The organism is Candidatus Acidiferrales bacterium (assembly GCA_035934015.1).
Lineage (GTDB): Bacteria > Acidobacteriota > Terriglobia > Acidiferrales > UBA7541 > DAHUXN01.
Genome location: DASYYH010000011.1, coordinates 434,910 through 450,027, shown reverse-complemented (window position 1 = coordinate 450,027; position 15,118 = coordinate 434,910). Strand labels below are relative to the sequence as shown.

Annotated in this window: 13 protein-coding genes; 12 read left to right on the top strand and 1 reads right to left on the bottom strand. The window is 54.6% G+C overall.

What is annotated here, in order from left to right:
• Positions 1 to 12: 12 nt before the first annotated feature.
• Positions 13 to 1,737 (top strand): D-aminoacylase, encoded by a 1,725-nt coding sequence (locus VGR81_07035; protein ID HEV2288690.1) that lies wholly within the window; start codon positions 13 to 15, stop codon positions 1,735 to 1,737.
• A 50-nt stretch (positions 1,738 to 1,787) separates the two neighbouring features.
• Positions 1,788 to 2,813: an SIS domain-containing protein gene (locus VGR81_07030; GenBank protein ID HEV2288689.1), complete on the top strand. Its 1,026-nt coding sequence runs from the start codon at positions 1,788 to 1,790 to the stop codon at positions 2,811 to 2,813.
• Between the two features lie 186 nt (positions 2,814 to 2,999).
• On the opposite strand, the gene VGR81_07025 is transcribed toward VGR81_07030, so the two are convergent.
• On the bottom strand, positions 3,000 to 3,695 hold the full coding sequence (locus VGR81_07025; GenBank protein HEV2288688.1) for a hypothetical protein: 696 nt from the start codon (positions 3,693 to 3,695) through the stop codon (positions 3,000 to 3,002).
• A gap of 665 nt (positions 3,696 to 4,360) precedes the next feature.
• Here VGR81_07025 and VGR81_07020 point away from each other — a divergent pair.
• From VGR81_07020 to VGR81_06975, 10 genes are all read left to right on the top strand, one after another.
• Positions 4,361 to 5,362 carry a polysaccharide biosynthesis/export family protein gene (locus VGR81_07020; protein ID HEV2288687.1) on the top strand — a complete coding sequence of 334 codons (1,002 nt, stop codon included), beginning with the start codon at positions 4,361 to 4,363 and terminating at the stop codon, positions 5,360 to 5,362.
• Positions 5,349 to 7,676, top strand: coding sequence for a polysaccharide biosynthesis tyrosine autokinase (locus VGR81_07015; protein HEV2288686.1), 2,328 nt, complete (start codon positions 5,349 to 5,351; stop codon positions 7,674 to 7,676). The genes VGR81_07020 and VGR81_07015 overlap by 14 nt, the downstream gene beginning before the upstream one ends.
• Before the next feature lie 229 nt (positions 7,677 to 7,905).
• Positions 7,906 to 8,523 carry a UpxY family transcription antiterminator gene (locus VGR81_07010; protein ID HEV2288685.1) on the top strand — a complete coding sequence of 206 codons (618 nt, stop codon included), beginning with the start codon at positions 7,906 to 7,908 and terminating at the stop codon, positions 8,521 to 8,523.
• The gene (gene pseB, locus VGR81_07005) at positions 8,523 to 9,566 is read left to right on the top strand and encodes a UDP-N-acetylglucosamine 4,6-dehydratase (inverting) (protein ID HEV2288684.1); all 1,044 of its coding nucleotides are present in this window, start codon (positions 8,523 to 8,525) and stop codon (positions 9,564 to 9,566) included. Before VGR81_07010 ends, pseB begins: the two co-directional genes overlap by 1 nt.
• Before the next feature lie 13 nt (positions 9,567 to 9,579).
• Positions 9,580 to 10,641: a Gfo/Idh/MocA family oxidoreductase gene (locus VGR81_07000; GenBank protein ID HEV2288683.1), complete on the top strand. Its 1,062-nt coding sequence runs from the start codon at positions 9,580 to 9,582 to the stop codon at positions 10,639 to 10,641.
• A complete protein-coding gene (locus VGR81_06995) occupies positions 10,616 to 11,194 on the top strand; it encodes a GNAT family protein (protein ID HEV2288682.1) in 579 nt (192 codons plus the stop codon). Before VGR81_07000 ends, VGR81_06995 begins: the two co-directional genes overlap by 26 nt.
• Positions 11,191 to 12,225, top strand: coding sequence for a Gfo/Idh/MocA family oxidoreductase (locus VGR81_06990; GenBank protein HEV2288681.1), 1,035 nt, complete (start codon positions 11,191 to 11,193; stop codon positions 12,223 to 12,225). Before VGR81_06995 ends, VGR81_06990 begins: the two co-directional genes overlap by 4 nt.
• A 63-nt stretch (positions 12,226 to 12,288) precedes the next feature.
• Positions 12,289 to 13,536, top strand: a complete 1,248-nt coding sequence (locus tag VGR81_06985) for a DegT/DnrJ/EryC1/StrS family aminotransferase (protein ID HEV2288680.1) — start codon at positions 12,289 to 12,291, stop codon at positions 13,534 to 13,536.
• A complete protein-coding gene (locus tag VGR81_06980; protein ID HEV2288679.1) occupies positions 13,526 to 14,296 on the top strand; it encodes an NTP transferase domain-containing protein in 771 nt (256 codons plus the stop codon). The genes VGR81_06985 and VGR81_06980 overlap by 11 nt, the downstream gene beginning before the upstream one ends.
• Positions 14,293 to 15,117, top strand: a complete 825-nt coding sequence (locus tag VGR81_06975; protein HEV2288678.1) for an SDR family oxidoreductase — start codon at positions 14,293 to 14,295, stop codon at positions 15,115 to 15,117. The genes VGR81_06980 and VGR81_06975 overlap by 4 nt, the downstream gene beginning before the upstream one ends.
• Position 15,118: the final 1 nt, after the last annotated feature.

Sequence of the window (15,118 nt, the reverse complement as noted above, 5' to 3'; positions counted from 1 at the left end):
AAAGGAGCGCAAATGAAACGAAGCGTAGCGATCGGCGCGGCGATCCTGGTCATGGGAATTTTTGCGGCCGTAACGGAGTTTTCCATCCTACGGCGGCCGGTTCATGCCGCGGGACAGAATGCCGAAACGTATGACTTGATTATTCGAGGCGGACATATTCTCGACGGCACCGGCAATCCCTGGTTTTCGGCCGACATTGGAATTCGCGGGGACCACATTGCGGCGATCGGCAAATTGGACGGCGCTACGACAACGCGCGTGATTGACGCTAACGGGTACGTTGTAGCGCCGGGATTCATCGACATGCTGGGACAGTCAGAGAGCTCGCTGCTCATTGATAACCGTTCGCTGAGCAAGATTTCGCAAGGGATTACTTCGGAAATCACCGGAGAGGGGCAATCGATTGCACCACAGGACACTCTGACACTTACTCCGATGAAACCGTTTCTCGATGAATTCCATTTGACGGTCGATTGGACGGATCTCGCGGGATATTTTACGCGGCTGGAGAAATCCGGTACGCCGTTGAATCTGGGGACATACGTCGGCGCGGCGCAAGTTCGCGAGGCTGTGATTGGCGATGGTGACCGGCCGCCGACGGCAGATGAACTGGAAAAAATGAAAGGACTTGTGGCCCAGGCGATGCAGCAGGGCGCGATGGGAATTTCCACGGCGCTGATCTATCCGCCGGGGCATTACGCGAAAACGGGTGAGTTGATTGCGCTGGCGAGCGTCGCGGGGAAATATGGCGGGATCTACGCGACGCACATGCGCAGCGAAGGACAAACAGAAATGGAAGCGCTCGACGAGGCAATTCGCATCGGACGTGAAGGGCATTTGCCGGTGGAAGTTTTCCATCTCAAAGTGAGTGGAAAATCGCGATGGGGCTCGATGCCGAAAGTGGTGGGCAGAATTCAGACGGCGAGGGATTCGGGATTGGATATTGCGGCGAATATGTATCCGTATCTCGCAGGAGCGACGGCGCTGGCGTCATGCCTGCCGCCATGGGTGGCGGACGGCGGGGTTGACAAACTGCTGGCACGACTGCGCGACCCGGAGGTTCGCAAACGGATCGAAGCGGAGATGGCCGCAGACCATCCGGGTTGGGAGAATTTGTATTTCGATAGCGGCGGACCTTCGGGCGTGATGATTTCCGGTGTCGTAAATCCAGACCTGAAGAAATACGACGGCAAGACTGTGGCGCAAATGGCGGAAGCGGAGAAGAAGGATCCGCTCGACGCCATGTTCGATTTCATTCTTGCGGATGGAGCGCAGACGGGCGCGCTCTATTTCATTTCCAATGAGCAAGACCTACAGTACGGATTGAAACAGCGATGGACGAGCATCGGGCTCGATGCCAATGAAACTGCGCTCGATGGGCCGCTTTATGAGCCGCACAACCATCCGCGCGCGTGGGGTTCCATGCCGCGATTTCTGGGACATTACGTTCGAAACTTGCATTTGATGCCGCTGCCCGAAGCCATTCGAAAAATTACCTCTATGCCGGCCCAGGAGGAGCATCTCACGGGACGCGGGCTCCTGAAGCCGGGGTTTTTTGCGGACGTGACGATTTTCGATCCGGCGACGATCATCGACAAAGCGACATATACCGACCCGAATCAGGAGTCGGCGGGCGTGGAGTATGTGATTGTAAATGGGAAGCTAGAATTTGCAGATGGGAAATTGACCGGCGTGACCGCGGGTAGGCCGTTGCGCGGACCGGGCTGGCATGAATGACAGGAGGGCTCGGAGAAGGATTCTGAGATTCGTTACATCAGATGTCGCGAATGATAGAAGAAATTCGGGAGCAGCCGAAGGCATTGCAATTGACCTTCGCGAAGGAACGAGACCACGCAGTAGATTTTAAGAAATTCATTTCAAAACGAAACATTCGCTTCATCGTCCTTGTAGCGCGTGGGACATCGGACAACGCAGCGCTTTTTGGACGCTATCTGCTGGAAATCACCACAGGGATCCCGGTGTCTTTGTGTGCGCCGTCGGTCCATACGCTTTACGGAGCGCGGTTGGATTTGCGGCAGGCGCTGGTGATTGGAATTTCGCAATCGGGTGAAGGAACAGACATCAATTATGTTTTGAAAAAGGCGCGCGTCGAAGGCGCCTATACGGTTGCAGTGACAAACGAAGCGAAGTCGTCCATGGCACGGATTGTGGACGAAACATTCCTTGTGAGGGCTGGAAAACAACGGTCGGTTGCTGCAACGAAGACCTACACGGGACAACTGCTCATTCTTTACCTGCTGGCCTCCGCGCTGGGACACAAGATCGCCTTCGATGACGTCAGCGAAATTCCCGGCCACGCGCGCGAAACACTGAGACTCGCTCCTGAAATCAAAGAAAAGGTGGAGCGGTATCGGTATATGCGCCAATGCGCGGTCGTGGCGCGCGGAATGAATTATGCGAACGCGTTCGAACTGTCGCTGAAGCTGATGGAGACCTGCTACGTCGTGGCGGAGAGGTTTTCTTCGGCAGATTTTCTGCACGGGCCGATTGCCATGATTGAACGCGACTTCCCCGTGCTTCTTTTCGCGCCGCCAGGGAAGACATTGGCAGGACAGCGGGCATTGATTGAACGCTTGCGCCGGCTGCGCGCAGAAATACTGGCAATTTCCTCAGAGGGAGTGTCACTGGCTAGGTTGACGCGCGTGGTCCGGGTACCGGGGAGGTTTCCGGAGATTTTTACGGCAATCCCGTACATCATTCCGGGACAGTTATTCGCGGCCTATCTAGCCGAAGTGAAAGGATTCGACCCGGACAATCCGAGGTCGTTGAGGATCATCACACGGACGCTCTAATTCTTTGAGACGCCGGCGATCGCTGAATTGCTAGCAGCCATCTGATAAATATCAAGAGCGATCCAGAGTGTTACTGTGGGGCCTGAAGTCCTCATTTTTTCGGATGGTTTACGCCAGGGCTAAAGCTCCGCCCCCCTGAAGCCGTTTTATGTTGGGGCTGAGGCTATTTATGAGACAGCCTCCCGTTTATTGGTGGGGCTGTGAGGTTTGGCCCGAAGGAAAAGAGACGGAGCCGGCCACGCGTCCGCCGAGGACAGACATGATGGCAGGCTCCAATTCCGCCGTGATCCTGGGAATCAGAGCCTTTTCACAAGAAGAGAGGTCAGGACCGCTCTGCTGATATTGATGCGCCCAAAGGCGCGAGCCATTTGCGCCCTCAACTAATTCTACGGAAACGCTAGATTTCCCCCCAACGAACTGGACGCTGCCTCGAATTAGAGCTTGGGGATGAAGTGTCGAAGGGATCTCATGTAAAGTTTCACCGGCTGCGAGGTATGGGATCTCCGAAGAGACCGTGATAATTCGCAGACCGCGGCCATTGCCAATCTTGTGAGTCAGTGACTCTCCCAGTTCTTGCGCGAAGCGATTGCCAACGCCGCCCTTGGAATGGTTCGCGAATGAAAGAATAACTAGCGTGGCTTGTCCCTGGTTCGGATCGAGGTGAGGGCGCGATGGCCGCACCAGGATGCGGCTCATTTCTGGCGACGCAGCAATAATGACAGCGATGAGAAAAACGTAGATTGCCGGCCGAAGATAAGAAGTGCGATGGGAAGGCCGCACAACCTCTGGAGAGTCTGAAGCGAAGGACCCGCCGGATTCCCTCTTCTTACGATGATGATCGCTGGCCCACCACTGGTCGATCTCGGTTTTGAATGCGTACACAGCCCCGCGCTTAGAGTTCGGGAGGCGATGGACGGGGAGGGAATCGTGTTTTTCCCATCTTTGGGCGGTGCGGACATCCCTGCAAAGATAATGGGCAATACTTTTCCAGTTATCGAGGCGGTCCACCGCGGTAGGTGGACTCGATGTGTCGCCTGGCTGGGTTGGCTTCGTCGCCGCCACTAAGTTGTTCCTTAATTATCGATCGTTTGGCTAGTTGTATATATTAATAGGTAATATTTAGTATAGGACAACCTGAAAGTCAAGTTCAAAAGGAACAATCGTTTCGGGTGGCGTGTCGCCTGCTGCCGCTTGTTGCCGCTCATTGTCGGTTGTTGCCGCTTGTATACCGTAAATGAGCGCGTTATTAAAGCCGCCCAAATTGCCTCCTGCCGGCGTCTGGGGCGACCATCAATTTGTGATGGCCGGTGGCGGCCAGTTTGAGCACTGGTACGGGAAAATACGGGCGGATTGGACCGCGATCCGCGTTGAGTTCAGCAATGACCATACTCAGTTCCACAGGAAATCGCCGGAAGGCGAGCGCACACATCGCGTGTCTATTGATATTGACGGGACTGGTGCTGCTATCTCTCGGCGCGTCATCACATAGCAAACCGAGGCCACTCTCATTCCAAAATCAGAGTTCCAAGAGTCCCCACGGAAGTTCCATGCAAGATTACAACCAGAGGCTCGCCGAACTGCAAACGCGGTTGGGAAAGCCAAGCGACGAAGCATCTGAGAGTGACTACCGAATCGGCGCTGAAGATCTGCTGAATATCAGCATCTATGGAGCCCCGGACCTTGGCCGAACAGTCCGCGTATCCGCGGAAGGAGAGATTTCTCTGCCGCTTGTGGGGGAAGTCCAGGCGGCAGGGCTGACACCCCGGGGGCTCGAAGCGGAACTCGAAAACCGTTTGCGACAGAAGTATATGAACGACCCGCAAGTGACCGTATTTCTGGCTGCGGTACAAAGCCATCCCGTTGCGGTTCTCGGGGCCGTGGGAAAGCCGGGAGTTTATCAGATAAGCGATCCCAAGACGCTGATCGAAATGCTGTCGATGGCGCAGGGCTTGACTGAGGATGCGGGGAATCGAGTGATTGTCATGCGCCACGGAGAGTATGCGACGCCTGCTGGCGCCGGCTCCGCTTCGAGTTCTTTGCAGGTGGCGGCGAGTTCGCCGAGCAATACATTTGTGCGACATGCATCGCAGAACGAAATGGAGAGCAAGGATACGAAGTCAATGCAAGTTGATTTGAAAGACCTGCTTTCTTCTGGCGATGCGCGATACAACATTCTGGTTTATCCGGGCGACATTGTGAAAGTGCCACAGGCGGGAATCGTCTACGTGGTTGGAGAAGTGCATAAACCCGGAGGATTTGTTCTCAAGGCTAGCGATACCATCTCGGTGCTGCAGGCGCTTGCGCTTGCCGAGGGTGTGACCCGCACTTCGGCGGCCAGCCGCGCTCGGATCATACGTACGGATGAAGCTACGGGCGCGAGGGCGGAAATCCCAATTGATCTCAAACGAATTCTTTCTGGAAAGGCGCCGGACCCGATGCTGCATGCCAAAGATATCATTTTTGTTCCGAATAGCACGGCCAAATCCGCGCTGTATCGCGGGACGGAAGCAGCAATCACGATTGCGGCAGGCGTGATTGTCTATAGGTGAAGGTGTGATCGAACCGCAGCAAATTCAATTGTTCGGATCAGGCTCGTCGAAGGGCGGATTGCGGATGCAGGATCTGCCGGGAACGCTGGGATACGTGCGCGAGGGGAACGCAGAGAATTTGCGAGCTTATCTCGGAGTGGCATCGAGACGACGATGGACGATTTTGTTTGCATTGCTTGCGATTTTCCTTTTCGTGCTGGCTGTGACTTTGAAAGAGAAGCCTTTGTATGAGGCGAAGACCCTGGTGGAGGTCGAGCAAGAGGATCCCAACATAGCCACTGTTCAAAATCTTTTTCAGGTTGAAAACACCAGCGACGATTATCTGGAAACGCAGTACAAGATTTTACAAAGCGATAGCCTGGCTCAAGACGTGGTTAAGAAGTTGCGGCTCGACCAGACATCCGAATTCAATCCCGGCAAAGCGATTTCAGCAATACGAGATGGAAAGCGCGTAGCAGTGCTGCCTACCGATAGCGGACATGAGCAGAAAGTGCTGCAACGATTTGAAGAAAGGCTCAACGTCATGCCGATCCAGCGGAGCCGCCTGGTTCGCGTTACTTTTGACGCCTACGAACCGCAACTGGCGGCAAAGGTGTTGAACACTCTGACGGACAGTTATATTGAGCAGAATTTTCAAAATCATTGGGAGGCCACTCAGCGGGCTTCTACGTGGCTCACCGGCCAAATCGGCGAATTGAAGACCAAGCTGGAGGCATCCGAGGACGCGCTACAACAATATGCGCAGGCGAACGATCTGCTTTATCTCGAAAACAACACGGGAACAACGGAAAACATTGTCGACGAAAGATTGCGCCAGTTGCAGGACGAACTTACGCAGGCGCAGGCAGACAGATTCGCGAAAGAATCGCTCTACAAGCTGGCACTGGGCAACGACGACCGCTCCCTACCGGGGGTCTTCGACAACAAAATGACGCAGGACCTGACGAGCCAGCTTGGCGACTTGGAGCGACAACAGGCGGCGCTGGCCGCAGCGTTCAAGCCCGGTTATCCACAGATGAAAGCGCTACAGAACGAGATCGATCGAACGAAGCAACTCCTCACCCAGGGACGAGATCAGGCAATCCGGCATATTGCCAACGAATACTTTGCAGCGGTTCATCGCGAGGCGCTGGTGAGAGCAGCGTTCGAGGGGCAACAAAAAGAAGCGGCCGTCATCGCCGAAAAATCGGTGCAATACAACATTTTGAAACGCGATGCCGACATCAATAAACAGCTCTATGAGGGATTTTTGCAGCGACTTAAGGAGGCGGAAGTTTCCGCAGGGCTAAACGCGAGCAACATTCGCGTTGTGGACAGCGCCGCGCCGCCAACGAGCGCTGTAAAACCACGAGTGGCCATGAATCTCGCGCTAGGATTGCTGCTCGGGCTGGGAACGGGAGTAACGCTTGCGTTCTTGAAGGAACATCTGGACAACACTCTCAAATCGCCAGACGATTTGGAACATTTCCTTCGCACACCTGCCCTTGCGGCTATACCGCGGTCATTGCTTCGGAAAAAGAATGGACAAAAACGGGTGCTTCCAGAGCCGACTTTCACCGCGCAGGCGCTTGGCGGAACAAGCGTATCTCGCACGAAGTCCGGCAATGGCCAAGTTCTCATCGATACTCGGTTAATGGTGCAATCGGAGCTGTGCGAAGCGTTTCGCGGACTGCGTACCTCGGTCTTGCTTTCGAGCGCGCGACGGCCACCCCGCTCTCTGGCATTTGTGAGCGCCGATTCTGAGGAGGGGAAGACGACCGTCTGCAGCAATCTGGGGATTTCGCTGGCGCAAATCGGCAAACGAGTGCTGATCATTGATGCGGACATGCGCCGGCCAAGCATTCACGAGTTTTTCAATCTGGGAAATTCCGCAGGGCTCGCGAACTATCTTACTTCCGGAGAATCCTGGCGCAAGTTCATTCAGCCAACGCGCGAAAGAGGGCTTGAGTGTCTTGTGAGCGGCCCGGAGCCAGCAAATCCTAGCGAAATTCTTCTGCCAGACCGAATGCAGGCTCTCCTATGCGAAGCGATGATGGACTACAGCTTCGTGCTGGTGGACACCCCGCCACTGCTCAATGCCACCGATGGGAGGATTCTGGCGACGATTGTCGAGGGAACGGTAATGGTCGTTAAAGGAGGGGCTACACCGCGTGAGGTTGTGCAGCGTACGCTCGCTTCTTTGTCCGATGCAGGAGCAAGCCTAATAGGAGCTGTCTTGAACGATTTTGATGCTCGCAGAGCCAGCTCGCATTACCGTCGGCACTCCAGAGCGCGCGAGCAGTATGCGAATGAACGCTACAGAGCGAGTGCGTAGAAGCACCGGGATTGAGGAGTCCGTGGGGTAAGTAACGTCCTGCTGCGCCGTGTGTTCTCCACGAGAGTGGGGCTAGGCAACGGATTGAGAACGCCGAAGTTGGCAACGAAGGCGAGCCTAGAGTAGCTGCAAAGCGCTGAAAAACAAGGAGTTGAGCAATTTGACCCTGTAGGTCACGGGGCGGAGCTGTGCTCGCCTACGAAATAAGGCGAGACTTGGAGGAGATTCAATGGCTGCAACAACTTTGAGCCCACTTCAGATGAAAGACGCAAACTTGGGACAGGCAAACGCGCTGACTGATCTGCGCTGGTACGCGATTTACACGTCAGCGAATCATGAAAAAAAAGTCGCCTCGCAACTGGAAAACCGCGGGCTGATAAGCTTTCTTCCCCTCCATGAGGCCATCCACATATGGAGGGACCGGAAGGTACGTCTGCAGTTGCCGCTATTTCCCGGCTACGTTTTTGTGCGCATTTCCCTGCGAGATCGACTTTGTGTCTTGCGAGTGCCCGGAGTTGCGAGGCTCGTGGGGTTTGGAGACAGGCCCGTAGCTCTGCCAGAGCAAGAGATTGACATCTTGCGCGGCGGTCTTGTACGGGGAATGAATGCTCAGCCTCATCTTTATCTGACCGTTGGACGACACGTGAGAGTTATTCGCGGGCCTCTTGCGGGGCTGGAAGGCGTTCTCCTGCGAAGAAAAGGCGCCTATCGGCTGATTTTGTCCATTGATCTGATAATGAAATCAATCGTTGTTGATATCGATGCCGCTGATGTTCGAGCGTTGAATATCAATATCGAAAAAGGAAGACAAGAAGCTGTCGGCGCGAACGTTCTGAGGTTCGCTTGATGATCGATTGGCGCGAAAAGACAGTTCTGATCACCGGCGGGACGGGCAGCTTCGCGCGAGCCTTCGCTTCGCTCGTGATGGCGAAGTATGCCCCCCAAAAGCTAATCATCTTCAGCCGTGATGAACTGAAACAATTCACGATGAGATCGGAGGGTTTCGATGGGCCGAATATCCGCTACTTCATCGGCGATGTCCGCGATAAGGAGCGACTCTACCGGGCCTTTCATGGCGTGGACATCGTCGTGCATGCAGCCGCTCTAAAACAGGTGGCGTGTGCCGAATACAATCCCTTTGAAGCAATCAAGACGAACGTAATTGGTGCGTCGAACGTAATCGATGCGGCGATCGATTGCGGAGTCGAGCGCGTGATTGCCCTGAGCACAGATAAAGCGGCTAATCCTATCAATTTATACGGGGCATCCAAGCTGTGCTCGGACAAACTCTTCATTGCAGGGAACGCCTACTCAGGCGGGGGAGCGACGCGCATGAGCGTCGTGCGCTACGGAAACGTGGTTGGGAGCCGGGGCAGCGTGGTCCCATTCTTCTGGGAACAGCAAAAAACCGGGACGCTCACCATCACGGACCACCGCATGACTCGATTCTGGATCACGCTGGAACAAGGCGCGCGATTTGTTGCGGAATCCCTCGAACGAATGCATGGCGGCGAGATTTTCGTTCCCAAAATTCCAAGCATGAGGATCAGCGACCTCGCGGAACTGATTGCGCCGCATTGCCGGATTGAAGTCATCGGCATTCGAGCGGGTGAGAAACTGCACGAGATAATGATCCCAGGGGACGAGGCCCGAAACACCACGGAAATGGCGGATTTTTATGTGATTCAACCTGATTTTCCTTGGTGGGACAAGAAAAACTGGAAAGCCGGGAAGCCATGTGATGACCGGTTCGAATACAGTAGTAATACAAATGCTCAGTGGCTCAGCCGCGAAGAGATGCGCTGCATTCTGCGCGGGTTGAAGCTCGGTGGTTGCGCCACTGTCCAAAAAATGCCAAGGATTGTTCGAGCGGTCGGAGCAGCTATATAGGGTGAGTTCGAGCATGGTTTTGCGAGGCAACGATTCGAGAAAATCGAGACTGCTGATTATAGGGTGCGGTTCAATTGGGCAGAGACATGCGAAGGTCCTTCGCGAACTGGGCGTGGAGGATGTCCTGCTCTTCGATACGGACGAGAAAAGAGCGGAGAGTCTTGGGCGCGAGCTGCAAATGGAAGAATTCCATACGCTCGAAGATGCATTTAAGGCAGAGCCAGACGCGGCTGTGATTTGTGCGCCGACCGGGCTGCATCTTGAGCTTGCATTCGAAGCGCTCAGGCACAACTGCCATTTGTTCATCGAAAAACCTATTTCGCATTCGACAGACGGCGTGGCCGACCTTTTGCATGAAGTGGCTGAAAAAGAGCGACTGCTTTTAGCTGGATACAATTTCCGATTTGATCCGTTGCTCAATACAGCGAAGCAGTGGCTGAACGAGAAGCGAATTGGCACGGTCACAGGCGCGCGACTGCACTTCGGCTCCTATTTGCCGTGGCGCCATCCGCTAGAGGACTATCGCGCGGGATACGGCGCATGCAAGAGTCTCGGCGGCGGGGTGATTCTGGACGCGATACACGAGATCGATATCGCTTTATGGTTTTTCGGCTGGCCTGACAGCATTTACTCCGCGGGGGGGAAATACAGCGACCTGGAAATTGATGTAGAGGATACGGCGGAGATCACCATTACGTATGCAGACAAGGTCGTCTCGGTTCATCTCGATTTTGTGCAGAGGCCGGCCGAGCGATGGTTCGAAGTGACCGGCACGGGAGGGAGAATCGCGGGGAATTTGTTTGCGCGATCGCTGCGATGGTTTGATGGCGTTTCGCAAAAATGGTTTTCGACAGATATCGGCACGACGATTGAGGATACGTATCGATCGGAGATGCGCCATTTCCTCGATTGCCTAGAGGGGAAGGACACACCACTGATCGATGGGGAGACTGCTGTCCAGTCGCTCATTCTGGCTGAGGAGGCAAAACAATCAATGCAATGGCGATTGCCAATCTCTCTCTCAGGATTGGATTTGTGGGAGGAAGCCATTGGGCGCACAGTTTCTCGCCGGTGAGCAGATTTATCTGAGAAGCTACGAGCGGGGCGACCTGCCGGCGATGGTGGAATATTTAAACGATCCGGAAGCGACGCGGCTGCTTTTCATGGGGCTCGTAGCATCGAACGTCGAAACGCTTGTGATGCAATGGGAACGCAACCGCGATAATCAGGAAGAGATCGTTTTTGCCATCTGCGATAAGCGCACGGACACGTTTCTGGGAACCACGGGCCTATACCGGATTCACTGGGTGACGCGGACTGGAGAGTTCCGTATTTTCCTTGGCGATAAGAGATTCTGGAATCGTGGAATCGGCACGGAATGTACGAAACTGATGGTTGTCTACGGATTCGAGAAGCTCAATCTGAACAAGGTATGGCTGGGCGTCAACAGCGAGAACGCGGGAGCCGTGCGGGCATACGAAAAGGCCGGATTCGTGCGTGAAGGAGTGCTGCGGCAGGAACAGTACAGGAACTTCCGGTATTACGATGCCATCCGTATGAGCATATTGCGCAGCGAATACGAACAGCTCCGCGAGAGTTACGCGCAGTTGGCTGCGCAAGAAAAATGATGTGGCGCGCGGGTATCGTCGGGTGCGGCCGAATCGGGTGCGGTTTCGATGACGATCCGAAGCGAAAACACGTCAGCACTCATGCGGGCGCGTACTGGCGTATGCCAGGGGTTGAGCTCGCGGCACTTTGTGATCTTGAAGAGAAAAATGTGCTTCGCTATGCCGGCAAGTATGGAGTGGAAGGACGATATACGGATGTCGAAATGATGCTGGAGCGGGAGAATCTGGACATCCTTTCAATTTGCACGCCAAGTGCTTCGCACGCGGAAATTGCGCTCGCCGCAGCCGCCAACGGTATCAAAGCGATTTTCTGCGAAAAGCCCATTACGGACTCGCTGGATGCGGCTGAAGAGATGATTCGGCTGTGCGATGAGCACGGCGTAATCCTTGCCGTTGATCATCAGCGGCGCTTCGATCCCATGCACCAACAGATTGCTCGCTGCCTGAAAGATGGAAAGCTGGGGCGATTGCAGCAAGTTACATGCTATTACACGGCAGGCGTGGCGAACACAGGGACACACCTCTTTGATCTTCTTCGATTCTATTTGGGAGATGTGAATTGGGTCGAAGGAAGCGTGAGCGCGAATTCCTCGAGAAATGATGCAGATCCGAACATTGATGCCTGGCTCGGATTTCACGACGGCACACTGGCCGTGATTCAGGCATGTGATGTGAGGGCATACACGATTTTTGAGGTTACACTGCTCGGTACGAAAGGGCGGCTGCGCGTCGGCGCGCACGGATTTCAAGCTGATTTCGAAGAGGTCCGCGAGAGCGAGAAATATTCGGGTTATAGCGAGCTTTTTTCGGCCGAAATGCCATTCAAAACCAGTTCCTCCCATGAATTGTTGCTCTACGGCGTCGCGCACCTGATTGATTGCCTGGAGCGAAAGCAAAAGCCAATCAGCAGCGGTGAAGACGGCCGCGCCGCGCTCGAAGTGATTTGCGCGTTGCATCAATCTGCCGTCAATGGACGAAGACGCATTCCATTGCTCCATGTGACCAAAACACTGAGTGCTGCATCGCGCTAGCCTCGATGAACATTTGAAATTGGGCTTTTCTTGAATCGACTTTCAAAACGGAAGCTCGCACTGTTGGGCGGCGAACCGATCCGGTCAAGGCCTTTTCCTGCACACCCAGTTATCACTGAGAAGGAGAAACGAGTTGTCCTGGATGTCCTGGAAAGCGGAAAACTGTCCACTTTTATCGCAACGCCCGGGGAATATTTCCTGGGCGGCGAGAAAATCAAGGAATTTGAAAAGCGATTCGCGGAGTACCACGGAGTGCGATATGCGGTGGCGTTCAATTCCGCGACGGCGGCTTTGCATGCAGCCGTGGTCGCGGTGGGCGTCACGCCCGGCAGTGAGGTAATCGTCCCTCCGTACACTTTCACATCCACGGCGACTTGCGCTCTCATGCACAATGCGATTCCGATTTTCGCGGACATTGAAGATGAGACATTCGGATTGAGCGCAAAAGCGGTCGAACGCGCGATCACTCCTCTAACGAAAGCAATTATTGTTGTGCACTTGTTTGGTCATCCCGCCAATCTGAAAGAAATTGCAGAAGTCGCGCGGAGACATGGCCTCCCATTGGTTGAAGACTGCGCGCAAGCGCCAGGTGCGGAGTACAACGAACATTTCGTCGGAACATTCGGCGATTGCGGCGTTTTTTCGTTCACCGAGAGCAAAACAATCACCTGCGGCGAAGGCGGTATGCTGATTACCAACGGGGCAGAAATCGCGGAGCTTGCGCGCATGGTTCGCAATCACGGGGAAATGATTGCCGACAACCAAAAGGAACGAAGCTACTCGTCGAGCATGGTCGGATGGAACTATCGGATGACTGAAATCGAAGCAGCTCTGGGGATTGTTCAGTTGGAGAGGCTGGACGAGTTGAATCAGTACCGCATTGACCTGGCGAATTATTTATCTGAGAGGTTAGTCGGCCTCAGCGGACTGATCACGCCAAAGATTGTGCCAGGAGCGAAGCACGTTTACTACGTGTACGCGATGAAGTATGAGGAGGAGCGGATCGGGATGACGCGCGACATGTTCGTGAAGGCTATGAATGCGGAGGGTATCCCGATGAGCGCAGGTTACGTGAGGCCGCTATATCTCTCACCGCTCTATCAACAGCGAAACCATTTCGCATTTGAGCATTACAAAGGGGACGCGCGATACGAAAAAGGATTGTGCCCGGTGGCCGAGAGACTTTACGAACTCGAATTGATAGCTACGGGGGTTGTGCGCTTTCCGGCCGCCGAGGCGGACATGGACGACATCGCCGATGCCATTCGGAAAGTGATGGAGCAAGCGCATTCGTGCAGCCATGCCGCGTAGGCATAGGGCGGAAGGTGTCGGAATTATCGTCCAAGCACGCATGGCATCGAAGCGCCTTCCGGGCAAGGCTCTCCTCGATATCGAAGGGAAGCCACTGTTGCGGCGATTGTGCGACCGGATGAGGTTCTGCCGAAATGCAGAAGGCTTGACCGTGGCAACTTCACAGTGCGCGCACGACGATGCGATTGAAGAAGCCTGTCGCGCATGGGGAATCGAGGTGCACCGCGGGCCGGAGGAAGACCTGACGACAAGATTGCTTGGCGCAGTCACCGGGAGAGGGTGGAGCGCATTTGTCCGCGTCACAGGCGATAATCCGCTCACAGATCCCGCTGGAATTGACGAAATGATCGAAAAGTTCTACTCCGGCGACCGGGTGGATAATAAATCGTTGTCAATCGTTCACAACGCTCATCGCGACGGCTATCCCTATGGGACCGGAGCGGAATTGGTGTCGCGTCATGTCTTGGAGGAGTGCGACCGCGAACTCAGATCGCCGAGCGAGCGTGAATGCTTTATGTCGTTTGCACGGAACAGTTCCTCAAGATTTCCATGCGTAAAAATGGCTGTGCCAAGTCATCTGCGGAGACGTCATTACTTTTTGACCGTTGACTACGCCGCAGACCTCGAAGTTCAAGGACGAATCTATCGCCATTTTCAGGGCCGCGACGACATGACCCTCGCGGAAATCATCGACTTTCTGGATGCCAATCCGCAAATTGCAGAACTGAATTCCGATCTGCACGAGGCTTTTATCATATGAACGCGCAACTCAAAGTCTTGCCTGCGGCACAAAACCGCGCCATTCCAGATTTATTCTCATTGAAGGGTCGCGTCGCATTAGTTACGGGAGGTGCAGGGAGATATGGGCGCGCGATTAGCAGGGCGTTGGCGGAAGCGGGGGCGACGGTAATCATTGCTTCGCGAAACAAAAAAACATGCGAGGAGTATGCAGAGGTTCTCAGTAGAGAGGATTTTGACGCGCATGGATTTGCTCTCAACGCATCTGAAAATGATTCGGTTCAAAGCGTTGCATCAAGGATCGAGCTGAAGTGGGGAAGGATCGATGTGCTTTTCAATAATGCAGTCTCTGTGCACGCGGAGCCGCTCTGTGAGCACAGCGTAGAAAAGTGGGCGCAGGCGGTCGACATCAATGCCAAGGCAGTCTATCGGATGTGCATGGTTTTCGGCGAAGTGATGGCGAAGCACGGCGCCGGCAGCATTGTGAACGTGGCTTCGATCTATGGCGTGGTCAGCCCAGACTTTCGGATTTATGACGGGCACAGCGAAATGACGAATCCGCCGAGCTATGGGTTCGTCAAGGCGGGCATGATCCAACTGACGCGCTACCTAGCTGTTTATTTCGGATCACGCGGGGTGAGAGTCAACTCGCTCAGTCCGGGCGGGCTGTTTTCGGCCGGGATGCCTGTCGAATTTGTCCTGAACTATGCGCGACGCGTTCCCTTGGGACGCATGGCCAGCGCGAATGATATCGCCGGCGCCGCTGTATTTCTTGCCTCTGACGCGTCGGCGTACGTCACGGGACAGAACCTTTTGGTCGACGGCGGATACACAGCTTTGTAAC